The organism is Nonomuraea sp. NPDC052634 (assembly GCF_040678535.1).
Lineage (GTDB): Bacteria > Actinomycetota > Actinomycetes > Streptosporangiales > Streptosporangiaceae > Nonomuraea > Nonomuraea fastidiosa.
This window is the reverse complement of sequence record NZ_JBFATY010000007.1, coordinates 18,404-41,965: the sequence shown is the minus strand read 5'-3', so window position 1 is coordinate 41,965 and position 23,562 is coordinate 18,404. Positions and strand designations below refer to the sequence as shown.

Annotated in this window: 19 protein-coding genes; 14 read left to right on the top strand and 5 right to left on the bottom strand. The window is 71.3% G+C overall.

The annotated features are described in order from the left end of the window. Positions 1–45 precede the first annotated feature (45 nt). Positions 46–2,010: a threonine--tRNA ligase gene (thrS, locus tag AB0K67_RS27660; protein WP_364066051.1), complete on the top strand. Its 1,965-nt coding sequence runs from the start codon at positions 46–48 to the stop codon at positions 2,008–2,010. Positions 2,011–2,600: 590 nt separating this feature from the next. On the opposite strand, the gene AB0K67_RS27655 is transcribed toward thrS, so the two are convergent. Both AB0K67_RS27655 and AB0K67_RS27650 read right to left on the bottom strand, forming a co-directional pair. Then, complete coding sequence (locus AB0K67_RS27655; RefSeq protein WP_364066048.1) at positions 2,601–3,326, bottom strand: PIG-L deacetylase family protein; 726 nt, start codon at positions 3,324–3,326, stop codon at positions 2,601–2,603. A gap of 243 nt (positions 3,327–3,569) precedes the next feature. Beyond that, positions 3,570–3,884, bottom strand: a complete 315-nt coding sequence (locus AB0K67_RS27650) for a hypothetical protein (protein ID WP_364066046.1) — start codon at positions 3,882–3,884, stop codon at positions 3,570–3,572. 76 nt (positions 3,885–3,960) lie between these two features. Here AB0K67_RS27650 and AB0K67_RS27645 point away from each other — a divergent pair, with 76 nt between their 5' ends. After that, complete coding sequence (locus AB0K67_RS27645; RefSeq protein WP_364066044.1) at positions 3,961–4,491, top strand: HIT domain-containing protein; 531 nt, start codon at positions 3,961–3,963, stop codon at positions 4,489–4,491. Here the strand turns inward: AB0K67_RS27645 and AB0K67_RS27640 are convergent. From AB0K67_RS27640 to AB0K67_RS27630, 3 genes are all read right to left on the bottom strand, one after another. Beyond that, complete coding sequence (locus tag AB0K67_RS27640) at positions 4,447–6,549, bottom strand: hypothetical protein (protein WP_364066042.1); 2,103 nt, start codon at positions 6,547–6,549, stop codon at positions 4,447–4,449. The genes AB0K67_RS27645 and AB0K67_RS27640 overlap by 45 nt on opposite strands. A 202-nt stretch (positions 6,550–6,751) precedes the next feature. Then, positions 6,752–8,311 (bottom strand): family 10 glycosylhydrolase, encoded by a 1,560-nt coding sequence (locus AB0K67_RS27635; RefSeq protein WP_364066039.1) that lies wholly within the window; start codon positions 8,309–8,311, stop codon positions 6,752–6,754. A gap of 166 nt (positions 8,312–8,477) precedes the next feature. Beyond that, a complete protein-coding gene (locus AB0K67_RS27630) occupies positions 8,478–10,616 on the bottom strand; it encodes an elongation factor G-like protein EF-G2 (protein ID WP_364066036.1) in 2,139 nt (712 codons plus the stop codon). 255 nt (positions 10,617–10,871) lie between these two features. Between AB0K67_RS27630 and pgsA the strand changes: the two genes are divergently transcribed. The 12 genes from pgsA (at position 10,872) to AB0K67_RS27570 (ending at position 23,557) form a co-directional block, all read left to right on the top strand. Further along, positions 10,872–11,516: a phosphatidylinositol phosphate synthase gene (gene pgsA, locus AB0K67_RS27625; protein WP_364066033.1), complete on the top strand. Its 645-nt coding sequence runs from the start codon at positions 10,872–10,874 to the stop codon at positions 11,514–11,516. Next, positions 11,513–12,424: a phosphatidylinositol mannoside acyltransferase gene (locus tag AB0K67_RS27620; RefSeq protein WP_364066030.1), complete on the top strand. Its 912-nt coding sequence runs from the start codon at positions 11,513–11,515 to the stop codon at positions 12,422–12,424. Before pgsA ends, AB0K67_RS27620 begins: the two co-directional genes overlap by 4 nt. Then, positions 12,421–13,551 (top strand): glycosyltransferase family 4 protein, encoded by a 1,131-nt coding sequence (locus tag AB0K67_RS27615; RefSeq protein WP_364066027.1) that lies wholly within the window; start codon positions 12,421–12,423, stop codon positions 13,549–13,551. Before AB0K67_RS27620 ends, AB0K67_RS27615 begins: the two co-directional genes overlap by 4 nt. A gap of 61 nt (positions 13,552–13,612) precedes the next feature. After that, positions 13,613–14,155, top strand: a complete 543-nt coding sequence (locus tag AB0K67_RS27610; RefSeq protein WP_364066024.1) for a hypothetical protein — start codon at positions 13,613–13,615, stop codon at positions 14,153–14,155. 62 nt (positions 14,156–14,217) lie between these two features. Continuing rightward, positions 14,218–15,240 (top strand): DUF3048 domain-containing protein, encoded by a 1,023-nt coding sequence (locus AB0K67_RS27605; protein WP_364066021.1) that lies wholly within the window; start codon positions 14,218–14,220, stop codon positions 15,238–15,240. Between the two features lie 129 nt (positions 15,241–15,369). Beyond that, positions 15,370–16,284 carry a pyridoxal 5'-phosphate synthase lyase subunit PdxS gene (gene pdxS / locus AB0K67_RS27600; protein ID WP_364066689.1) on the top strand — a complete coding sequence of 305 codons (915 nt, stop codon included), beginning with the start codon at positions 15,370–15,372 and terminating at the stop codon, positions 16,282–16,284. Between the two features lie 203 nt (positions 16,285–16,487). Then, positions 16,488–18,176, top strand: coding sequence for an alkaline phosphatase D family protein (locus AB0K67_RS27595; protein WP_364066018.1), 1,689 nt, complete (start codon positions 16,488–16,490; stop codon positions 18,174–18,176). A gap of 162 nt (positions 18,177–18,338) precedes the next feature. Beyond that, entirely contained in the window at positions 18,339–18,719 is a 381-nt protein-coding gene (locus AB0K67_RS27590; RefSeq protein ID WP_364066015.1) for a MarR family transcriptional regulator, read from the top strand. Between the two features lie 49 nt (positions 18,720–18,768). Beyond that, positions 18,769–19,959 (top strand): MFS transporter, encoded by a 1,191-nt coding sequence (locus AB0K67_RS27585; RefSeq protein ID WP_364066012.1) that lies wholly within the window; start codon positions 18,769–18,771, stop codon positions 19,957–19,959. Positions 19,960–20,111: 152 nt separating this feature from the next. Beyond that, positions 20,112–20,705 (top strand): pyridoxal 5'-phosphate synthase glutaminase subunit PdxT, encoded by a 594-nt coding sequence (gene pdxT, locus AB0K67_RS27580; protein WP_364066010.1) that lies wholly within the window; start codon positions 20,112–20,114, stop codon positions 20,703–20,705. A 4-nt stretch (positions 20,706–20,709) separates the two neighbouring features. Then, positions 20,710–21,462 (top strand): YebC/PmpR family DNA-binding transcriptional regulator, encoded by a 753-nt coding sequence (locus AB0K67_RS27575; protein WP_364066007.1) that lies wholly within the window; start codon positions 20,710–20,712, stop codon positions 21,460–21,462. 259 nt (positions 21,463–21,721) lie between these two features. Further along, positions 21,722–23,557 carry a hypothetical protein gene (locus AB0K67_RS27570; RefSeq protein ID WP_364066005.1) on the top strand — a complete coding sequence of 612 codons (1,836 nt, stop codon included), beginning with the start codon at positions 21,722–21,724 and terminating at the stop codon, positions 23,555–23,557. Positions 23,558–23,562: the final 5 nt, after the last annotated feature.

The following is a 23,562-nucleotide window of genomic DNA, read 5'->3' as shown; positions in this document are numbered from 1 at the left end:
CCTGCCTCGGTGCCGGGCATCGAGCGCGATCCATGAGGAGACACCGTGTCAGCCGAGCTACGCATCACCCTCGCCGGAGCCGAGCGTGTGGTGGCGGCGGGCACGACGGCCGGTGAGGCGCTCGAGGCCGACGGCCGTACCGTCATCGCCGCCAAGGTCAACGGCGAGGCCCGCGACCTGACCCACCCGCTGTCCGACGGCGACGTGGTCGAGCCGATCGACATCTCCAGCGAAGAGGGCCGGGCCATCGTCCGCCACTCCACCGCCCACGTCATGGCGCAGGCGGTACAGGAGCTGTTCCCCGAGGCCAAGCTGGGCATCGGGCCGCCCGTCGAAAACGGCTTCTACTACGACTTCGACGTCGACCGGGCGTTCAACCCCGACGACCTCAAGCGCATCGAGAAGCGCATGCGCGAGATCGTCAAGCAGGGCCAGCTGTTCTCCCGCCGGCCCGTCTCCGACGACGAGGCGCGGGCCGAGCTGGCGGCGGAGCCGTACAAGCTGGAACTGATCGGGCTCAAGGGCGGCGCCGACCAGGAGGAGTCCGTCGAGGTGGGCGCCGGGCAGCTCACCATCTACGACAACCTCGACCCCAAGACCGGCGAGCTGCGCTGGAAGGACCTGTGCCGCGGGCCCCACGTGCCCTCCACCCGGTCCATCCCGGCGTTCAAGCTCATGCGCTCCGGCGGCGCCTACTGGCGGGGCAGCGAGAAGAACCCGCAGCTCCAGCGCATCTACGGCACCGCCTGGGAGTCCCGCGACAAGCAGGACGAATACCTCAAGCTGCTCGAAGAGGCCGAAAAGCGCGACCACCGCAAGCTGGGCGCCGAGCTCGACCTGTTCAGCTTCCCACCCGAGCTGGGCAGCGGCCTGCCGATCTTCCATCCCAAGGGCGGGATCATCCGCAAGGAGATGGAAGACTACATGCGCAGGCGGCAGGCCGAGGCGGGCTACGAGTTCGTCAACACGCCCCACATCACCAAGTCGTCGCTGTTCGAGACCTCCGGCCACCTGCCGTGGTACGCCGACGACATGTTCCCGGCGTTCGAGCTCGAGGGCACCGAATACCGCGTCAAGCCGATGAACTGCCCGATGCACAACCTGATCTTCAGGGCGCGCGGGCGTTCCTACCGGGAGCTGCCGCTGCGGCTGTGCGAGTTCGGCTCGGTCTACCGCTATGAGAAGTCCGGCGTGGTCCACGGCCTGACCAGGGTGCGCGGCATGACGCAGGACGACGCGCACATCTACACCACCCGCGAGCAGATGGCCGACGAGATCAAGTCGCTGCTCCGGTTCGTGCTCAGCGTGCTGCGCGACTTCGGCCTCAACGACTTCTACCTCGAGCTGTCCACCCGCGACGACTCCGAGAAGTTCATCGGCGACCCGGCCGAGTGGGAGGAGGCCACCGAGGCGCTGCGCCAGGTGGCCACCGAGTCCGGCCTCACGCTCAAGGACGACCCGGGCGGCGCGGCCTTCTACGGCCCCAAGATCTCCGTCCAGGCCAAGGACGCGATCGGCCGCACCTGGCAGCTGTCGACCATCCAGCTCGACCTCAACCAGCCGAAGCGGTTCGGCCTCGAATACCAGGCCGCCGACGGCTCCCGGCAGACCCCGGTGATGATCCACCGGGCGCTGTTCGGCTCCGTCGAGCGCTTCCTGGGCGTGCTCACCGAGCACTACGCCGGCGCCTTCCCGCCCTGGCTCGCCCCGGTGCAGGTCGTCGGCATCCCGATCGCCGACGCCCACGTGCCCTACCTGCAGGACGTCGCCAAGCGGCTGCGGGAGAGCGGCATCCGGGTCGAGGTCGACGCCTCTGACGACCGCATGCAGAAGAAGATCCGCAACGCGCAGAAGGCCAAGGTGCCGTTCATGCTGCTCGCCGGTGACGAGGACATCGCCAACGGCGCCGTGTCGTTCCGCTACCGCAGCGGTGAGCAGAAGAACGGCGTGCCGATCGACGACGCGATCGCCGAAATCGTCAGCGCCGTCGAACGCCGCGTCCAGGTCTGACCCACCCGGCCCCGTCGCCGGGGCCTTCCCGGATGCCCAGCACGCGCCCGCTCCCCGGGCGGCACGCTGGCTGCCAGTGCGGCGGTACGCGCCTGCCTCCCGGGCGGTGCGCTCGTCTTCTGAGACGGCGGCACGCACCCGCGTCCCGAGCGGGGCGCTCCCGTTCCGAGGCGGCGGCACGCGTCCGCTTTCTGCGTGGCGTGCTCGCGTTGCGGGGCGGCGGCGGCACGCGCCTGCTTCCGAGCGGCGTCCACGCCTCCTCGGGCGGCGGTACGCGCTTCGAAAGGCCCGGCCACGCTTCGGACGTGGCCGGGCCTTTCGCGTCTCCCCCTCTCCCCTCGCGACCCCCGTGGGGCGGTGGGCCGGGAGGGGAGAGGAGAACTCGGCGCGCCTATGCAGCAGGCGGGGCGTCGAAGGCGCGCGTGGGTCGACGGGGTGCCGAGGGCGCCGCGTGGGTCGACGGGGTCCCGAGGGTGCGTGGGCTGCGGGGCGCTGAGGTCGTGCGTGGGTCGCCCGAGGGCGCGCGTGGGGTGCCGGGCGCCGAGGGGCGCGCGCGGGTCGGCGGGCGCTGCGGGTGAACGGGGTGGGGGTCAGCGGGGGTAGAGGCGGAAGGAGACGGCCGGGCGGCCGTTGAAGCGCTTGGCCTCCTCGCGGGCGAAGCCCTCGATGAGCTCGCGGGCGTACACCTCCGGGTCCGCGCCGGGCTGCAGCGCCTCGATGTACGCGCGGTGCTCCATGAGGGAGCGCACACCGCGTTCCAGGCCGTCGGTGACGTCCACGGCGTGCGTCGGCGCATTGGAGCCCGCCACGGCGACCCAGCGCACGCCGTTCCAGGGGCCGGGGCCGGCATCGGGGAAGATCCAGCGGTTGCCGGCGTCGCCGACGGCGTCCATGGTGGCCCGGCCGACCGCGCGGTGGTCGGGCGTGTTCCAGTGCGCGCCGCCCCAGGTGTCGTCGAAGTTCAGCGTGATCACGAGTTCCGGCCGGTGGCGGCGGATGGCGGCGGCGAGATCGCGGCGGAGCGCGGTGCCGTACTCGATCACTCCGTCGGTGTGGTCGAGGAACTCCACGGCCGTCACGCCGACGACCGCCGCGCTCGCCAGCTCCTCGCGCTCCCGCACGGGTCCGGCCTCGGCGGGGGAGAGCGTGTCGATGCCCGCCTCACCTCTGGTCACCATCAGGTACGTGACCTCACGCCCGGCATCGGTCCACACGGCGACCGCCGCCCCGCAGCCGTACTCCAGGTCGTCGGGGTGGGCCACGATGGCCAGCGCGCGCTGCCAGTCGTCGGGCATGGGCTCAAGCTGCTCGGTCATGCCTGCCATCCTGACAGCCCGGGACGGCACGGCGCACCGGCGTTTCCCGGGACGGCGCACTGGCGTTTCGCCGGACGGCGTACCGGCGTTTCCCGGGACGGCGTACCGGCGTTTCGCCGGACGGCGCACCGGGGTTCCCGGACACGCCGCCGGACTCGAGGAGCGGTCTGAGGGCTTCTCAGAGCGCTGAAGCGGCCGTTCTCAGGGACGCGGTCGTCCCAGGGACGCGGCCGTGCTCAGGACTCAGGACGCCGACGAGTCCGCGCGGCGGGAGCCGAGCCCGATGCGGTCGCGTACGGACTCGAAGGCCCGCACGAGGTCGCCGCCCAGGTCGGCGACGCCCGGCACCTCCAGGGCGGCCGGCGCGGCCACCTTCTCCACGACCTCGTCGGCGACCTTGATCCGCCCCTTGACGGCGGCACCCTCGGTGGGGGCCTCGATGGAGGACGGCGCGGCCCCAGAGGAGTCCTCAGCGGAGTCCTCCGGCGAGGTGCCGTCGGCGGGTTCTTCGGAGGCGTCGGCGGGCGGGACGGACTGTTCGGCCAGGGCTTCACGCATGGCGTCCTCCTGTCGGGGGCGATCAGGATTGCGCCGGAAGAGGCCCCGGTTTGTCCGGGGTCCTATGCTGCTAGATATGCACGATCAGGCAGGAGCCGGGACCCCCGACAACTTCGAGCGGCTGTGGACCCCGCATCGGATGGCCTACATCAAGGGTGAGAACAAGCCGACAGGCACCGGTCCCGACGACGGGTGCCCGTTCGACGCCATTCCGAAGATGAGCGACGAGGACGGCCTGATCGTCAAGCGCGGGCAGCTGGTGTACGCCGTGCTCAACCTCTACCCGTACAACTCGGGCCACCTGATGGTGGTGCCGTACCGGCACGTGTCCGGCTACGACGAGCTGGACGCGGCGGAGGTGGCGGAGCTGGGCGAGTTCACCCAGCGGGCGCTGCGGGCGCTGCGCAAGGCGAGCGGCGCGCAGGGCTTCAACGTCGGCATGAACCTGGGCCAGGTCGCGGGCGCGGGCATCGCGGCGCACCTGCACCAGCACGTGGTGCCGAGGTGGGGCGGCGACACGAACTTCATGCCGGTCGTGGCGCGGACGAAGGTGCTGCCGCAGCTACTTCGCGACACCCGCCAGCTGCTCGCCGACGCCTGGGACTGACGCGCGCCGCGGCCTGGGCAGCGCGCCGATGCCGGTGGCCAGCAGCAGCGGCACGGCCAGCGCGAGCGCCATCGACAGCACGGCCGCGCCCGAGTCGTTGACGAGCATGCCGATGACGCCGCTGACGAGCGTGCCGATCAGGCCGGCGCGCAGCGCGGGGGAGTGCTCGAACGCGGCCGGCACGACCCCCGCCGACGCCTGCTCGGGCCGCAGGATCGCGTAGACGAGGAACGCCGCGGCGGCGATCACGATGGGCATGAGGTTGGGGCTGAGCAGGGTGGCCAGCATGGCGTGCAGCTTGCGCCAGATGACGTCGAACGCCTCCCCGGTCAGCACCTGCCCCACGAACCTGCCGAGGTGCGACTGCTCTCTCGGCGGGCGCAGGTAGTTGAGCCAGGCGAAGCCCATCACGATCACGCCGCCGGCCGCGCAGAACGCCCCGAGCTTCACCAGCGAGACCCGGCGTCCCGACAGGATGAGGGCGGTCACCGCGATGCCGGGCACGAACGCGATGACGCCGCCGAAGTCGCTGCCCAGCCCGGAGCCGCCCAGCACCATCGCGAACGCGCCCAGCGCGACGATCGCGCCGACGCCGACGCGGCCCGGCCACCGGTGGGCGATCACCGTGGCGGCCAGCAGCGTGCCGGTCGCGAGCAGTGCGAACGGGATGTTGCCCAGCCCGTAGTAGCGGGCTCCGACGTCGGCGCCGTACCCCATGACGCTGTTGAGCTGCAGCGTGGTGCCGGTCAGCAGGTCACCGGCGAGGGTGAGCGCGGTGACCCCGGCCACGACCGCCAGCGGGCCGAGCGGACGGCGCCGCCACGGCCCGGCGAACGCCAGCAAGGTCACCGCGGCCGTCCACGCCAGCACGCCGCCGACGAGCTGCGGCAGGCCGGACCACGGCAGCAGGTTGACCAGGTAGCTGGAGACGGGCAGGGCGGCCAGCGCGACGGCGGCCACGCGTACCGGAGACAAACCCTTGCGGCGGCGCAGCAGCAGGAACGCCACCAGGTAGAACGACACCTGCAGCACCGCCATCACGGTGAAGTAGCCGCCCTTCACCGACCTGATCGCCTGCGCGGTGGCGTCGTCCCTGCGCAGCTCCGCGATCGAGGCCCCGGCGGAGCCGGCCTTCAGCGGCGTGCCCACGACCGTGGCCGGCACCGGCACGCCCAGCTCGCTCAGCACGGTGGCGGTGAAGTCGGTGATGATCGAGATGTCCTCGCGGTGGGTGGAGGCCGCGCCCAGCAGCCGCCCCTGCGCGTCCGGCGCGCGCATGGCGGCCACCCTCAGGTGCGGTACGGAGCCGTGGTCGGACAGCCCGGCGAGCAGCACCGTCGTGTCCGGAGGCAGCACCGACAGCAGCGCTCCCGCCTTGGCGTCGGCCAGCCGCAGCGCGTCGCGGCGCTCGGCGGCGGGCAGCTCGTCGGGCACCCGGGGCAGGCGGCCGCCCGCCCGGGCCAGGTAGGGCTCGATGAGGTCGTCGACGTCCATGGCGACCAGCGGGCAGCGGGCCAGGTCCGTGCTCCTGACGCGCAGCGGCGAGTCGTGGTAGCGGGCCACCGCGCCCTGCCGGTCGGCCAGCGCCAGCGCCGCGCCGGGACCGATCGCGATCGAGCAGCGGCCGGCCGCCTTGAGCGTCTCGCCGAGCGTGCCCGCCTCCTGCTGCCCGGCCACGTCGATGAGGTAGCGGTAGTGGGGGATGACGGCGCCCTCGCCGGCCTGCCGGGGGACGGGGGGAGCGCCGCACGCGTAGCCGACGGCCGACCTGGTGCCCGCCGACACCGTCAGCCAGCCGTCGTACGGGCAGGTGACGCTGCCGACCGTACGGACCGACAGCGAGCCGATCGCGCTCTGCCCGGCCAGCTCCCACAGGTTGGGCGTGTCGCCCGGGGTGAGGTCGTCCCAGTGCAACCCCGGCACCCCGATGAGCGCCACCCGCCCGGCCGGTTCCGCCGCGTCCCTCACGGACGCCCGGCCGGAGGCGGCGGCGGGAGCCGCCAGACCCACCAGCGCGTGAGCGACCACCACGGCCAGCACGACCAACACGCGCCTCACGCCGACGACCTCCCGTGCTCGCTGCCCTCGCGCGGCGCGGCGGCGCCGGAGCCCCAGCCCGGCCCGCCACAGGACGCGACCACCCTCTCATGCGTCAGACCCGTGCGAGGCCGACTCGCCCCGATCGCGGCCCCGGAACGGCGGAGGGCCGGTCTCCTCGGACGGAGACCGGCCCCTGCGCGTTCAGGTCAGGCGGCGGGCGTCAGGGCGCGTCCGCCTTCACCTTGACCGCCTTGCTCTCGTTGTGCAGCCGGTCGAGCGCGGTGACGAGGTAGGTGCCCGGCGACTTCACCGTGTAGGACGGGTCGCTCACCACGGCCACCAGGTTGCGCGCGTCGGTGGTGCGGCAGTCCTTGCCGGACTTCGGCACCTGGTAGATCGCGTACGAACGGGCGCCGTCGGACGGCTTCCACGACAGGCGCGTGCCGTCGGCCTTGGCGCCCGCCGGCATGGCCGGAGCCTTGCCGCCGCGCTCCTCCATCAGCGGCAGCAGCGCCGGACGGCCGTAGTAGGTCTTGGCGACCCGGTCCATCGCGCCGAGCGGGTTGGTCAGCAGCTGCTTGGCGCTGAAGTAGACGGCGCCGTCGATCTCCTTGCTGTCGCGGTTGAGGCCGATCTGCGCGGCCAGCTCGCCGGGCTTGGTCCAGGCCCTGTCGTCCTTGCTGCCGACGCGGTAGAGGCCCTGGCCGATGTAGAGCTGCACGTCGCTGCCCTTGACCGCGTCGGACCACCAGCGCACCAGCGTGCGGTAGTCGGCCGCCTTGTGGCCGCGCGGCCAGTAGAGCTGCGGCAGGACGTAGTCGACGGTGCCGGCCTTGATCCAGGCGCGGGCGTCGGCGTAGATCGAGTCGTAGGCGGACATGCCCGACGTCTTGGACCCGCGCGGGTCGTTGGAGGTGTTACGCCAGATCCCGAACGGGCTGATGCCGAACTTGACGTGGTTCTTCGTGCGGTGCACGGCCTGGTCGACCTGCTCGACCAGCTTGTTGACGTTGGACCTGCGCCAGTCGGCGAGCTTTTGGCCCTTGCCGTACTTCTTGAAGGCCGCGGCGTCGTCGAACGTCGCCCCGGCCTCCGGGTACGGGTAGAAGTAGTCGTCGAAGTGCACGCCGTCGACGTCGTAGCGGCCGACCACGTCGGTGATGACCTTGGTCACGTGGTCGCGCACGGCGGGCAGGCCCGGGTTGTAGTAGAGGCGGCCGCCGTACTTGACCGTCCAGCCCGGGTGCTTCTTCGCCGGGTGCCCCGCGGGCAGCTTGGCGATGTCGTCGCTGTAGGAGGCGCGGTAGGGGTTGAACCAGGCGTGGAACTCCATGCCGCGCTTGTGCGCCTCGTCGATGAGGAACGGCAGCGGGTCCCAGCCCGGGTCCTTGCCCGCCGTGCCGGTCAGATACTGCGACCAGGGCTCCAGCGAGGACTTGTAGAGCGCGTCGGAGGCCGGCCGCACCTGGACGAAGACCGCGTTGAGGTTGCGCTTGGCGGCGCTGTCCAGGATCTTCACGTATTCGGCCTGCTGCTTGGCCTTGCTCAGGCCCGCCTTCGACGGCCAGTCGAGGTTGGTCGTCGTGGCGATCCACACTCCGCGCAGCTCACGCTTGGGATAGCGGGCGTCGGGCTTGCAGGCCGCGGCGGGCGCGGCGGCGGCCGGCTTCTTCGCGCTCGCCGCCTTGCCCGGCTTGGCGTCGGGGCCCCAGACGTAGGCGGCCGACGTGGTCGCGATCGCGAGAGCGGTGGCGGCGAGAAGTGGGCGTGCAGTTCGCATAGTGCCACCCAGTGTGGCAGCTTCTCAGGCATGCTCGCGACGAAAACCGCAATCATACCGTGACGTGTCTGTGACAATTGCCGCGAGCTGTGCCGGGAGGGACAAATGCCCAGGTGGCATGCCCTCCCGGCGCGTCATGTCCGGTCGCGATCGCCGTGCCCGCCGGTCAATCCGCGGCGGTCACCTTGCTCGCGAGGTTCGGCGGCAGCGGCTCGTAGCGCAGGAACGTCCGCGTGAACGTCCCCGTCCCGTGTGACATGGATCTCAGATCGATGGCGTAGCGCGTGATCTCCAGCTGCGGCACCTCCGCCTTGACCAGCGTGCGGCCCTTGCCCACCGGCTCGGTGCCGAGCACGCGCCCGCGCCGCGAGGACAGGTCGGACATCACCGCGCCCACGTAGTCGTCGGCCACCAGCACCGAGATCTCGTCCACCGGTTCGAGCAGCAGCGTCGGCACCTTGGACGCCGCCTCCTTCAGCGCGAGCTGGCCCGCGATCTGGAAGGCCATGTCGGAGGAGTCGACCGAGTGGGCCTTGCCGTCGTACAGGGTGACGCGCAGGTCCACCATCGGGTAGCCGGCCACGACGCCCCGCTCCATCTGGGTGCGCACGCCCTTCTCCACCGACGGGATGAACTGCCGCGGCACCACGCCGCCCACGATCTTGTCGACGAACTCGAAGCCCGAGCCCGACGGCAGCGGCTCGACCTCCAGGTGGCAGATGGCGTACTGGCCGTGTCCGCCGGTCTGCTTGACGTTGCGGCCCATCGCCTGGCACTTGCCGCCGAACGTCTCGCGCAGCGGCACCCGCAGCTCGACCCGCTCGACCTCGACGCCGTGCCGCTTGGCCAGCCGGTCGAGCAGCACGTCGGTGTGGGCCTCGCCCATGCACCACAGCACGAGCTGGCGGGTCTCTGCGTTGTTCTCCAGCCGCAGCGTCGGGTCCTCGGCCACCAGCCTGCCCAGGGCCTGCGACAGCTTGTCCTCGTCGGCCTTCGACTTGGCCTTGATCGCCACCGGCAGCAGCGGCTCGGGCATGCTCCACGCCGTCATCAGCAGCGGGCGGTCCACGTCGGAGAGGGTGTCGCCGGTCTCGGCGCGCGACAGCTTCGCCACCGCCACGATGTCGCCCGCGATCGCCTTGGGCGCGGTGCGCTGCTGCTTGCCCAGCGGGCAGCTCAGGGTGCCGATGCGCTCGTCCACGTCGTGGTCCTCGTGCCCGCGGTCGGCCAGGCCGTGGCCGGAGACGTGCACGCTCATGTCGGGGCGCAGCGTGCCGGAGAAGACGCGTACGAGGCTGATGCGGCCCACGTACGGGTCGCTGGTGGTCTTGATGACCTCGGCCACGAGCGGCCCGTCCGGGTCGCACGCGATGCCCTGCACCGGCTTGCCCGACAGGTCGGTGATCTCCGGCAGCGGGTGTTCGAGCGGGGAGGGGAAGCCCTGCGTCATCAGCTCCAGGATCTCCTGGGCGCCCACGCCCAGCCCGCTGCACAGCACCGGGTAGAAGCTGCCGCGCGCGACGGCCTTCTCCAGGTCCTCGATGAGGACGCCGGTGTCGACCGGCTCGCCCTCGAGGTAGCGCTCCATGAGCGACTCGTCTTCGCTCTCCTGGATGATGCCCTCGATCAGGGCGCCGCGGTACTCCTCGATCTGCGCCTCGTACTCGGCGCCCGGCTCCTTCTCGGTGCGCTCGCCGGTCGCGTAGTTGTAGAACTTCTGCGTCAGCAGCCCGATCAGGCCGTTGACGTGGCCGTTGGTGACGACGGGGAGGTAGAGGGGCGCCACGCCGTCGCCGAACTTGTCCTGGCAGGTGGCGAGCACCTCGTCGAAGTTCGCGCGCTGGTGGTCGAGCTTGGTGATGACGACCGCGCGCGGCATGCCCACCTGGGCGCACTCCTCCCAGAGCATCTGGGTGAGCCCGTCCACGCCGTCGCAGGCCGAGACCACGAACAGCGCCGCGTCGGCCGCGCGCAGCCCGGCGCGCAGGTCGCCCACGAAGTCGGCGTATCCGGGAGTGTCGAGAAGGTTGATCTTGATGCCGTTGTGCACCAGGGGTGCGACGGCGAGGTTGACGGATCTTTGCTGTTTGACCTCGACCTCGTCGAAGTCGGTGACCGTGTTGCCGTCCTCGACGCGTCCCGGGCGCTGGATGGTGCCCGTCGCGGCCAGCAACTGCTCGACGAGGGTCGTCTTGCCTGCTCCTGAGTGGCCGACCAGCACGACATTGCGAATCGCATCCGCCCTGTCGGCCGCGGGTGCCCTGCCCGCGGCTCCTGCGGCGCCGCCAGAGTGCCTTTCCGCCACATCGCCTCCCGCTAATCTTTCGTCTCACCTCGTGAGACGGCTCGGTCGATGGGGGGACGCCGTCCAGCCGCGTCCGGTAGCTCGCTCCCGTCGCTCCTCGGCCCAGGCGGCGTCGCTCCCTTCGCGTTGGTCCGTCTGCCAACGCCGCGCCCGCGCGGAGGGTGCCGGAAACCGCATGGACGCGGTGTGTTCACCAAATACCCGTGTGGCGGATATCACAAGGGGTCCGGGGCAAAGAAAGTTGTCAGCCCCCGCATGGCCTACGATCGGACCGCGATGCTCAAACTCCTGCGCCCGGCCGTGACCCGGATACTCACCCCGCTGGGCAGGGCCCTCGCCGGCCGCGGGATAGGCCCGAACGCCGTCACGGCGGTCGGCACCCTCGGCACGGTCGTGTCCGCCCTGCTCTTCTTCCCCCTTGGCCAGCTCGCCTGGGGGGCGCTCGTGATCACCGTCTTCGTGCTGTTCGACCTGCTCGACGGCGTGGTCGCCCGGCTCGGCGGAAAGGGGGGCAGCACCTGGGGCGCCTTCCTCGACTCGACCTTCGACAGGGTCGCCGACGCCGCCATCTTCGCCGGCCTGATCCTGTATTTCTTCGAGCGCGACGACACTCTGACGGCCTCGGTGACGCTCGCCTGCCTGATCCTGGGCGCCCTGGTCTCCTACGCCAAGGCCAGGGCGGAAGGGCTCGGCCTGACGGCCGACGTCGGGCTGGCCGAGCGGCCGGAGCGGCTGGTGGTGGCGCTGGTCGCGGCGTTCCTCGAAGGGCTCGGCGTCCCGTACGTCCTGCCGGCCGGCATGTGGCTGCTCGCGGTCGCCAGCCTGATCACCGTGGGCCAGCGCGTGATGGCCGTGCACCAGCAGACCAGACAGCAGACTGGGCAGACGAGGGAGAGATGAGCGACAAGGCATCGTTCGGCGACCGCATCGTGGCCGCCGGGTTCGCGGCCGGCTGGACACTCGTGCCGCTGCTGCCCGAGCGCCCGACGGCCGCGGTCTTCCGGTTCCTGGCCGACCGGGTCCACGCCAGGCGCGGCAAGTCGGTGCGCCGCCTGGAGTCGAACCTCGCGCGGGTGACCGGCCTTGAGCCGGGCGGCCGCGAGCTGCGCGAGCTCACCAAGGCGGGCATCCGCTCGTACTTCCGCTACTTCCACGAGATCTTCCGCCTGCCCAGGATGGACCGCGCCGAGCTGGTGCGGCGCACCCACGTCATCGGCGCCGAGCACATCCACGACAACGTCGCGGCCGGGCGCGGCGTGGTGCTGGCGCTGCCGCACATGGGCAACTGGGACCAGGCGGGCGCCTGGCTGGTGAGCGTGGGCCACCCGTTCACCACCGTCGCCGAGCGGCTGCGGCCGGAGTCGCTGTTCCGCCGCTACGTCGCCTTCCGCGAGGGGCTCGGCATGGAGGTGCTGCCGCTGACCGGCGGCGACGGCCACAACTTCGGCATCCTCGCATCGCGGCTGCGCAAGGGCGGCGTGGTCTGCCTGCCCGCCGAGCGCGACCTCACCAAGAACGGCGTGGAGGTGCGCTTCTTCGGCGCGGCCACCAAGATTCCCGCGGGGCCCGCGCTGCTGGCCGTGCAGACCGGGGCCGCGCTGCTGCCCGCCACCGTCTACTTCGTGGGCGACGACTGGGGCATCCACATCCACGAGGAGCTGCCGGTGCCCGCCGAGGGCACCCGGCAGGAGAAGGTCGCGGTGCTGGCGCAGGGCCTCGCCGACGTGTTCGAGAAGGGCATCTCCGAGCATCCGGAGGACTGGCACATGATGCAGCGGCTCTGGCTGGACGACCTGGATCCCCGATGAAAGTCGGCATCGTCTGCCCCTACTCGTGGGACATGCCGGGCGGGGTCAAACAGCACATCGACGACCTGGCGCAGGCGCTGATGGCGCAGGGGCACGAGGTCTCCGTGATCGCCCCGGCGGCCGACGACGACGAGCTGCCTCCCTACGTGACCGGCGCGGGGCGGGCCGTGCCCGTGCCGTACAACGGGTCGGTGGCCAGGATGTCGTTCGGCTTCCTGTCGGCCGCGCGGGTGCGGCGCTGGGTGCGTACGGGCGAGTTCGACGTGCTGCACATCCACGAGCCGCTGATCCCCAGCCTGGGCGTGCTGGCCTGCTGGGCGGCCAAGGGGCCGATCGTGGCCACCTTCCATGCCTCGTTCAACCGCTCGCGCGCGATCGCGGTGGCCGAGCCGCTGCTGCGCAGCGCGCTGGAGAAGCTGAGCGGCCGCATCGCGGTCTCCGACGCGGCGCGCAAGAGCCTGGTCGAGCAGTTCGGCGGCGACACCGTGCTCATCCCCAACGGCGTCACCGTCTCCCGCTACACCGACGCCGAGCCGCTCGACGGCTGGGGCCCCGACGGCGCCACGATCGGCTTCCTCGGCCGCATGGACGAAGAGCGCAAGGGCCTGCCGATCCTGCTCGACGCGTTCGCCATCCTGGCCGAGCGGCGGCCCGACGTGAAGCTGCTCATCGCAGGGCCGGGCGATGAGAAGGACGTCTACGAACGGGTGCCGAAGCGGTTCAGGGACCGGGTGACCGTGCTGGGCATGGTGAGCGAGACCGACAAGATCCGCGCCTACCACTCGGTCGACGTGTTCTGCGCGCCCAACACCCGCGGCGAGAGCTTCGGCATCGTGCTGGCCGAGGCCATGGCGTCGGGGGCGACCGTGCTGGCCAGCGACATCCCGGCGTTCCGCAAGGTGCTGGGCGAGGGCCAGGCGGGCGCGCTGTTCACCAACGGCGACCCGGCCTCGCTGGCGCGCGAGGCCGCCGCGCTGCTCGACGCGCCCGCGCGGCGGGCCAAGCTGGCGGCCGAGGCGCTGGTGGCGGTGCGCAAGTACGACTGGTCGACGGTGGCGCGCGACGTCGTACGCGTCTACGAGACCGTCACCATGAGCGGCGCCGGCCGCGTGGAGGAGGACCTGTGAGACGCGTCGCGAGCGCGGCGCACACGGCCGCCGCGCCGCCCCGGTTCGCCGAGGAGGACCTGTGACGACCACCATGATCGTGCTGATCGTGGGCATCGTGGTGGTGCTCACGGCGGTGTACATCTCCTGGCGGGCAGGCCGGCTCGACCGCCTGCACCTGCGCCTGGAGCTGGCCCAGCAGGCGCTGGACGCCGCTCTCATGCGGCGCAGGGCGGTGGTGCTGGAGCTGGCGGGCTCCCGCCTGCTCGACCCCGCCACGTCGCTGGTGCTGGCCGCGGCGGCGCACGAGGCGCGCTCCGCGGGCCCCGAGGAGCGCGAGCACGCCGAGAGCGACCTGTCGCGGACGCTGCGCGCGGTGGTGGACCAGGAGCGCTTCAGGGAGAAGCTGTCGGAGTCGCCGGGCGGCCGGGCGCTGCTGGAGGAGCTGGACGCGGCGGTGGCCAAGGTCGTCTACTCGCGCCGGTTCTACAACAACCACGTGGCGGTCACGCGGGCCGCCCAGCGCCGCTGGCTGGCCAGGACGCTCCGGCTGGCCGGGCACACCGAATACCCCCAATTCTTCGAGATTGATGACAATCCGCCGGCAGCTATGGCAACCGAATGACCTAATTTGGGGAAGCCAGTAAGCTTCATCCCGATTTTGGGCTGAAGCGAGGAGATGTACACGTGCGGCTACCCCGGTTGATCACCCTCTGGCTGGCCGGAGCGGCCGTGTTGCTGCCTGTCGCGGCCTGCTCGTCCGAGGAGCCGGCCGCGGGTTCAGCGCCGCAGGCGGCCACGGACGCGCCGAGCGAGACGCCTCAGGAAGAGGAAGAGGTCAAGGCGCATCCGTTCACCGGCAAGCCGTACGACACGCTCAAGCCGGTGCTCGCCGTCAAGATCGAGAACACCGCGGCGGGCAAGCCGCAGCTCGGGCTCAAGAGCGCCGACATCGTCTACATCGAGCAGGTCGAGGCCGGGCTGACCCGGCTCATGGCGATCTTCTCCTCCAAGCTGCCGGCCAAGGTGGGCCCGGTGCGCAGCGCGCGCATCTCCGACCTGCACATCACCCCGCAGTTCGGCAAGCCGGCCTTCTCCTACTCGGGCGCGCAGACCAAGATGCTGCCGCTCATCGCCGAGGCCTCGCTGTACGACGTGGGCGACACGCGCAACCCCGGCGCCTACTACCGCCAGCCGGGCCGCTTCGCCCCGTACAACCTGTTCGCCCACACCAAGAAGCTGCTGGCCGCGGCGCCCAAGGCGAGCAAGGCCAAGGACATCGGCTTCACCTTCGGCGACCCGCCCGCCGAGGGCGGTGTGCCGCGCAAGTCGTACACGGTCAGGTGGCCCGCCGCGCGCTTCACCTTCACCTGGTCCGAGGCCAAGCAGGAGTGGCTGATCTGGCAGGACGGCAAGAAGGACATGGCGGCCGAGGGCGGCCAGCTCAGCGCGCCCACCATCGTCGTGCAGTACACCAAGACCGAGCGCTCGCAGTTCCACGACAAGAACCAGAGCTACACGCCGCTCGTGCACACCACGGGCAAGGGCTCGGCGATCGTGCTGCGCGACGGCAAGGCGTACAAGGCCAGGTGGGAGCGGGAATCAGAGGACAGTGGCACGACGTTCACCACGGAGAGCGGCGAGCCGATGAACTTCGCCCCCGGCCAGGTCTGGGTGGCTCTCGCCAGCCGCAAGCCCGTCATCCCCTAGCCCCACGTCCGCACCACTCTGTAGATGTACGGCGATAAATCCTGACATCTTGGCATGTCGGGGGAGGGGTCGTTCAGGACCTACGATGGGCTTGATAACTTACAGAATCGCCGTTGAGAGCCCGTGAGGATGACCGTGTCCAGCAGCACGCCAGAAAGCACCCCCGTCACCGGAACCGCGCGCGTCAAGCGCGGCATGGCCGAGATGCTCAAGGGCGGCGTCATCATGGACGTCGTCACCCCCGAGCAGGCCAAGATCGCTGAAGACGCCGGCGCGGTGGCCGTCATGGCCCTCGAGCGCGTGCCCGCCGACATCCGCGCGCAGGGCGGCGTGTCGAGGATGAGCGACCCCGACATGATCGAGGGCATCATCAACGCCGTGTCGATCCCCGTCATGGCCAAGGCCCGCATCGGCCACTTCGTCGAGGCCCAGGTCCTGCAGTCGCTGGGCGTCGACTACATCGACGAGTCCGAGGTGCTGACCCCGGCCGACTACGCCAACCACATCGACAAGTGGCAGTTCACCGTGCCGTTCGTGTGCGGCGCCACCAACCTGGGCGAGGCCCTGCGCCGCATCACCGAGGGTGCGGCCATGATCCGCTCCAAGGGCGAGGCCGGCACGGGCGACGTCTCCAACGCCGTCACCCACATGCGCACGATCCGCGCCGAGATCAAGCGGCTCACCTCGCTGCCCGAGGACGAGCTGTACGTCGCGGCCAAGGAGCTGCAGGCCCCGTACGAGCTGGTCGCCGAGGTCGCCAAGACCGGCAAGCTGCCGGTCGTGCTGTTCACCGCGGGCGGCATCGCCACCCCGGCCGACGCCGCGATGATGATGCAGCTCGGCGCCGAGGGCGTGTTCGTGGGCTCCGGCATCTTCAAGTCGGGCGACCCGGCCAAGCGGGCCTCGGCCATCGTCAAGGCCACCACCTTCTACGACGACCCCGACGTCATCGCCAAGGTCTCGCGCGGCCTGGGCGAGGCCATGGTCGGCATCAACGTCGACGAGATCCCGCAGCCGCACCGCCTGGCCGAGCGCGGCTGGTAGACCCCTCGGCGGGTCGCCGCAGGCGTGACCCGCGGGCGTGAGACGATCACCTCCGGGTGACCGGCACGCGCGGCGACGAAGATCTCGGAAAAGGCGGCATCCGCGAAGGATGTCGCCTTTTCTGTTGATCCGTGTTCACCGAACGGTCACGCTGCTCGGTCAAGCTACGGGGGTCCTCACCCTTGATCGTCAAGGAGCCCCCAGTGTCCAAGCTGAACCGCAGGCACTTCCTCGTCACGGGGTTAGCGGCGGGCGCCGCCTCGGCCATCCCCGGCGTCACCCCCGCCGCCGCGCACGCCGGCCCCGGCCCGGCCGCCGAGACCGCTCAGAGCCTGGCCTCGCGCGGGCTGCGCACCGATCCCTTCACCCTCGGCGTCGCGTGCGGCGACCCCGACCACGAGGGCTTCGTGCTGTGGACCAGGCTCGCCCAGGAGCCGCTCGCCGAGGACGGCCTCGGCGGCATGCCGCAGCGGCCCTTCACCGTGCAGTGGCAGATCTACGCCGACGAGCGGGCCCGCCGCGTCGTGCGCTCCGGCGTGGCCGTCGCCGCCCCGGAATGGGGCCACAGCGTGCACGTCGAGGTGCAAGGGCTGAGCTCCGGCCGCGAGTACTGGTACCGCTTCCGCGTCGGGCCGTACGTCTCGCCGCTCGGCCGCGCCCGCACCGCCCCGCACCCCCTGTCGTACGGCGGCGCCCTGGCCATGGCCTTCGTCTCCTGCGCCCAGTACGAGCACGGTTACTTCACCGCGTACCGCCGCCTCGCCGAAGAGCACCCCGACCTGGTGCTGCACCTCGGCGACTACCAGTACGAGTACACCAAGAACTCCTACACGATCCCCGGCGGCAACGTCCGCCACCACGAGGGCCCCGAGACCGAGACCCTGGCCAACTACCGCCAGCGCCACGCCCAGTACAAGACCGACCCCGACCTGCAGGCCGCGCACGCCGCCGCGCCCTGGCTGGTCGTGTGGGACGACCACGAGCTGGACAACAACTGGGCCGGCGAGGTGCCGGAGAAGCCCGAGATCCCCCAGCCGGACTTCATGCAAAGGCGCGCGGCCGCCTTCCGCGCGTACTACGAGAACATGCCGCTGCGCCGCACCTCCATCCCGCGCGGCGTGGACATGCAGCTCTACCGGCGCATCCGCTGGGGCAGGATGGCCACCTTCCACATGCTCGACACCCGCCAGTACCGCGACGACCAGGGCTGCGGCGACGGCTACAAGGAGTGCCCCGACTCGGTCGATCCCGCGCGCTCCATCACCGGCCAGGAGCAGGAGGAGTGGCTGATCGAGGGCTTCCACACGTCGCGGGCGCAGTGGGACATCATCGGCCAGCAGGTCTTCTTCGGCCAGCGCGACAACAACGAGGGGCCCGCCAAGGTCACCTCGCAGGACGCCTGGGACGGCTACGTCGCCTCCCGGCAGCGCATCACCCAGGGCTGGATCGACGCGAAGGTGCGCAACCCCGTCGTGCTCACCGGCGACGTGCACGCCCACTGGGCCGGCGACCTCAAGCTCGACTACGACGACCCGACCGGGCCCAGCGTGGGCTCGGAGCTGGTGACCACGTCGATCACCTCGGGCGGCGACGGCGCCGACTCCGACCCCGCGGCGCACCCGTTCCTGAAGATCAACCCGCACCTGAAGTTCTACAACAACCAGCGCGGCTACGTGCTCACCAAGATCGAGCGCGACCTGCTCACGGCGGACTTCAAGGTCGTGCCGCGCGTCCAGACGCCGGGCGCCGAGGTCTACACCCGCGCCACGTTCGTCATCGAGGACCGGGTGCCGGGGGTGCAGCAGACGTACCTGCGGCCGCTCGACCCGGCGCTGCGGATCCAGCCGCCCACGATCGAGGACACCGTCCGCCTGGAGACCGAGCGCCCCTAACACCACCCCCGATGCCGGGCCGCCTTCCCCGGCTCGGTGCACCCTCGCGGCCCGGCCCCCGACCAGGGGCCGGGCCGCTTTCGTCCGGAATATTAGCCAGGCTAAGTTTGTTCACCGTCCATGCAGGACGATCCCTCTCACCTGGCAGAACAGGTCTCAGCCGTGCTCCGCGACCTGGTGCTCCTGCTCCGGCGCACCGTCGCGGGACAGCCGGTCACCAGCCAGCAGCTCGGCGTGCTCGCCTCGCTCGAACGCGGCCCCAGGCGCATGACCGCGCTGGCCGAAGAGCACGGCGTCCAGCTGCCGACCATGACCGTGCAGATCAACCGGCTCGAAGACGCCGGTCTCGTCGCCCGCGGCACCGCCCCGGACGACGCCCGCGTCAGGACGGTCGAGCTGACCACCGAAGGCCGCGAACGGCTGCACGCCGGACGCCAGGCCAGGATCGCCCGCCTGACCCGTGAACTGGAGGCGCTCACCGACGACGAGCGTTCCGCACTCGCGGCCGCGCTGCCCGTCCTGGGCAGGCTCGGCCGCTCGTAAGCAGCCAAGGAGCAGTATGCAAACCGGCGGCGGCATCCTTCGCCAGCCCATGTCCGTCTGGGCCACCGCGTTCGCCGCGGTCGTGGCCTTCATGGGGATCGGGCTCGTCGATCCCATCCTCCCGTCCATCGCCCAGGGGCTGAACGCCACCCCGAGCCAGGTCTCCCTGCTGTTCACCAGCTACTTCCTGGTCACCGCCGTGGCCATGCTCGTCACCGGCTGGGTCTCCAGCCGCATCGGCGGCAAGCGCACCCTGCTCGCCGGGCTCGCGCTCGTCGTGGTGTTCGCCGCGCTCGCGGGCACCTCCACCAGCGTCGCCGAGCTGGTCGGCTTCCGCGCCGGCTGGGGCCTCGGCAACGCTCTCTTCGTGGCCACCGCGCTCGCCGTCATCGTCGGCGCCGCCAGCGGCGGCGCGGAGTCGGCCATCATCCTGTACGAGGCCGCGCTCGGCCTCGGCATCTCCGCAGGACCTCTGGTGGGCGCCCTGCTCGGCGACTGGAACTGGCGGGCCCCGTTCTTCGGCACGGCCACGCTCATGGCCGCCGGCCTCGTCCTCATCCTCACCCTGCTCAAGGCCACGCCACGGCCGCGGGAGAAGACCCGGCTCAGCGCCCCGATCCGCGCGCTCGCCCACGGCGGGCTGTCCACCACGGCCTTCACCGCGCTGTTCTACAACTTCGCGTTCTTCACCGTGCTCGCCTTCACGCCGTTCATCCTCGGCATGTCGCCGTACGGCATCGGCGCGGTCTTCTTCGGCTGGGGCGTCTGCGTCGCGCTCGCCTCGGTGTTCGGCGCGCCGCCGCTGCAGCGCAGGCTCGGCTCGGTGAAGGTGCTGCACCTGTCGCTCGCCCTGCTCGCCGTCTTCCAGCTCGGCATCGGCCTGTCCGCGTACGAGGGCTCCTGGCAGGCCGGGGTCATCGCCTTCACCGTCCTGACCGGCGTCCCCATCGGGCTCAACAACACGGTCTTCACCGAGTCGGCCATGGAGGTCTCCGACGCGCCCAGGCCCGTCGCCTCCGCCGGATACAACTTCGTGCGCTGGATGGGCGGCGCGCTGGCCCCGTTCATCGCCACCAAGCTCGGCGAGGACGTGGGGGTCGCGGTGCCGTACGCGCTGGGCGCCGCCTGCTGTCTCATCGGCATGGCCGTCCTCTACCTGCGCCGCCACCACCTGCGCTCGCTGATCGAGGTCGACGCCGATCTCGGCGTGCGCGACGCCGCCCCGGTCGCCACGTCCTGACCCCGGGCGCCGCCGCCGCGGCCATTACGGCCTGACCTCCCGTGACGCCGTCATGGCCACTACGGCCTGACCCCGCGCAACGCCTCTCGAACGGCCCCCGTCGGAAGACGGCGGGCCGTTCTGGTGTTGAATTGTCGGAAACCCGTGCCCGGATGAAAGGATCGCCCGTGCCCACGATCGGTGTGCTCGCCCTCCAGGGAGACGTGCGCGAGCATCAGCGCATGCTTCAGGAGGCCGGCGCGACGGCCGTCGCCGTACGCCGCCCCGCCGAGCTGGACGCGGTCGACGCCCTGGTCATCCCCGGCGGCGAGTCGACCACCATGTGGAAGCTCGCCGAGAGCTTCGACCTGCTGCAACCGCTGCGCGTCCGCGTCAAGGAAGGCATGCCCGCCTACGGCTCGTGCGCCGGCATGATCATGCTGGCCGACCGCATCGAGGACGGCGTCGCAGGTCAGCAGACCATCGGCGGCATCGACATGGTGGTCAGGCGCAACGCGTTCGGCCGCCAGGTCGACTCCTTCGAATCCGACCTCGACTTCGCCGGACAGCAGGTGCACGCGGTGTTCATCCGCGCTCCCTGGGTCGAATCCGTCGGCTCGGACGTCGAAGTGCTGGGCAGGTGCGAGCCTGGGGATAGGATCGTCGCGGTCCGTCAAGGTCCGTTGCTCGCTACGTCGTTCCACCCCGAGCTCACCGGGGACGTACGCGTGCACCGTTACTTCGTAGACATGGTGAGGGAGCTCTAGGTAAATGTCCGGCCACTCAAAATGGGCGACGACGAAGCACAAGAAGGCCGCACTCGACGCCAAGCGCGGCAAGCTGTTCGCCAAGCTCATCAAGAACATCGAGGTGGCGGCACGGACCGGTGGCCCTGACCCGGACGCCAACCCCACCCTCTTCGACGCCATCTTCAAGGCGAAGAAGAACTCCGTGCCCAACGACAACATCGAGCGGGCGCGCAAGCGCGGCGGCGGTCTCGAAGCCGGCGGCGCCGACTACCAGACGATCATGTACGAGGGTTACGCGCCCGGCGGCGTCGCGGTGCTCATCGAGTGCCTCACCGACAACCGCAACCGCGCCGCGTCCGAGGTCCGGGTCGCGCTCACCCGCAACGGCGGCTCCCTTGCCGACCCCGGGTCCGTCTCCTACATGTTCAACCGCAAGGGCGTCGTCATCGTCCCCAAGACCGACGGGCTCGACGAGGACACCGTGCTCATGGCCGTCCTCGACGCGGGCGCCGAGGAGGTCAACGACCTCGGCGAGAGCTTCGAGGTGATCTGCGAGGCCGGCGACCTCGTGCCGGTGCGCAAGGCCCTCCAGGACGCCGGCATCGACTACGACTCGGCCGAGTCCAGCTTCGTGCCCTCGATGACCGTGCCGCTCGACGAGGAGGGGGCCAAGAAGGTCTTCCGCCTCATCGAGGCGCTGGAGGACAGCGACGACGTGCAGAACGTCTTCGCCAACTTCGACGTCTCCGACGAGGTGCTCGCCGCCCTCGACTGATCGTCGCGACAGGGCCCGGTGGTGTTTCCGCCGGGCCCTGTTCCGTACGGCGGCAGCGGGCCGCGTTCCGGTCGGGACGCCCTCGAAGAGGTGGGCCGCCTGCAGAGGCGTGCGCATTCCGGTCGGGACGCCCGGAAGGAGCGGGCCGCGTTCCGTACGCGGACGGACGGCGCGCCGCGTTGTTTTCGCTGACGGCCGATGGTCGTTGCCGCATGTGTCGCGTGCGCGGGAGAGGCCCGGCCGCGTAGGGTCGGGCGACGTGAGTTCCCCCATTCCCCCTCGGACCGGCGCCAGGGCGCTCGGCTTGCTGCTCGTCTTACCGGCTCTGGTCGGCACCCTCATCACGCTCGTGCTGCCGACCGCGCAGACGATCTGGCTCAGCTTCCAGAGCGGCGGCGTGCTCCGCGAGATCTCGTACGCGGGGACCGCCAACTACGCCAAGCTGTTCGGCGACGACGCCTCCTGGCGGGCGCTGGGGCTCACGGTGTCCCTGATCGGCTTCCCGCTGCTGGTGGCGCTGGTGGTGGGCCCGCTGCTGGCCCTGGCACTCGACCGGGCGGGCACGTGGGTGCGGCGCGCCGGGCGGGTGCTGCTGTCGCTGGCGGTGGTCACGTTCTCGCCGGTGGCCGTGGCCACGTCCTGGCTGCGCGGGCTGCTGCCCGAGTCGTCCGGCCTGGTCGCCCTGGCTCAGGAGCTGCGCGACCCCGCCACCGCGCCTGGAGCGCTCCGGCTCATCGTGGCCGCCGCCACGTTCGGGCTCGTGTGCGCGCTGGCCGTGATCGCGTTCCTGCCCGCGCTGCGCGGCGGCACCCCGAGAGCGGCGGCGGTCGTGGTGGGCGTCCTCGTCGCGTTGGCCGTCGTCGCGGCCGGGCTGCAGACGTTCGCCCTGGGGCAGGTGCTCACCGGCGCTCAGCGCGCCACACAGACGCTCGCAGGGCTCCAGTACGACTACGCCTTCAGGGAGGCCCAGTTCGGCCTCGGTGCGGCCGTGGCGACGCTCACGGGGGCCGTCCTGGGCGTGCTGGGCATCGCCGCCACGGTGATCGCGGTCGCCTCCGGCCTGCGCATCACGCTGACGCGCAAGGACGCACCGGCCGGCTCCCTCGGCGCGAAGGGCACGGCCGTTCCCATGGCAGTGGGCGCGGCGGCCGGCTACGGACATCAACCGGCCGCCGGTCATGATGGCGGGGCGGGCGCGTACGGCCCCCCGGACGGGCAGCCGTCCCCCTACCTGCAGGGCGGCGGTCAGCCCGCGCGGGCAGGACGGGAACAGGCCGCGTGGACCGGACAGGGACAGGCCGCCTCGCCCGGCGAGCAGGTCGTGGAGGCCGGACAGAAGCGAACGAGTCCGGCGCCGGCGGGCATGGCGATCGGGATCGCCGCGTTAGCGGCGGCCGCGGTGGCCGCGTTCCTGCTCACCTGGCCGTGGATGGACGGCGCGCTCGCCTCCAGGGCGGGCGAGGCCGGCACCTTGCGAACGCAGATCAACACCTGGCTCCCGGCCCTCGTCGGCGCCCTGGTCTCGGTGGGCGTGGCGTACCTCGCGGCGCTCGGCATCGGCGGTCTGCGCCCGCTCGGCCGGGCCAGCGAGTGGCTGCTGCTGATCTTCGCGCCCTGGCTGTTCGTCGGCTCGGGCCCGCTCAGCGTCGCCAACTGGCACAACGCCCGCAGCCTCGGCCTCATCGACACCTTCGCGGCCCTGATACCGCCGCTGCTGGTGAGCGTCCCCGCGCTGCTCGTGCTGACCCTGCTGTGCAAGGGCCTCGCGGAACGCACCGACCGCGACTTCTTCTCCGGCGTGTTCCTGCCCTCGCTGCCCATGGCGGGCATCCTGACCGGCGCCGTCACGCTGGTGAACGCCCACGATGTGCTCTGGCCGCTGCTCGTCGTCCAGAAGCCTGAGCTGCACACCGCCCCGGTCGCCCAGATGATCGAGGCGGGGACCCACGCCCGGGTGGCGGTCGACATCGGGGGCGCGACGCCGCTGCTCGTGGTGGCCGTCGCGCTGGCCGCCCTGGTGGCCGCCCAGCTCCTCTACCTCGACAGGCTCACCGTCACGACGGCCGGTTCGCGCGTACGCAAGGCCGTTCCGTAGGTTGC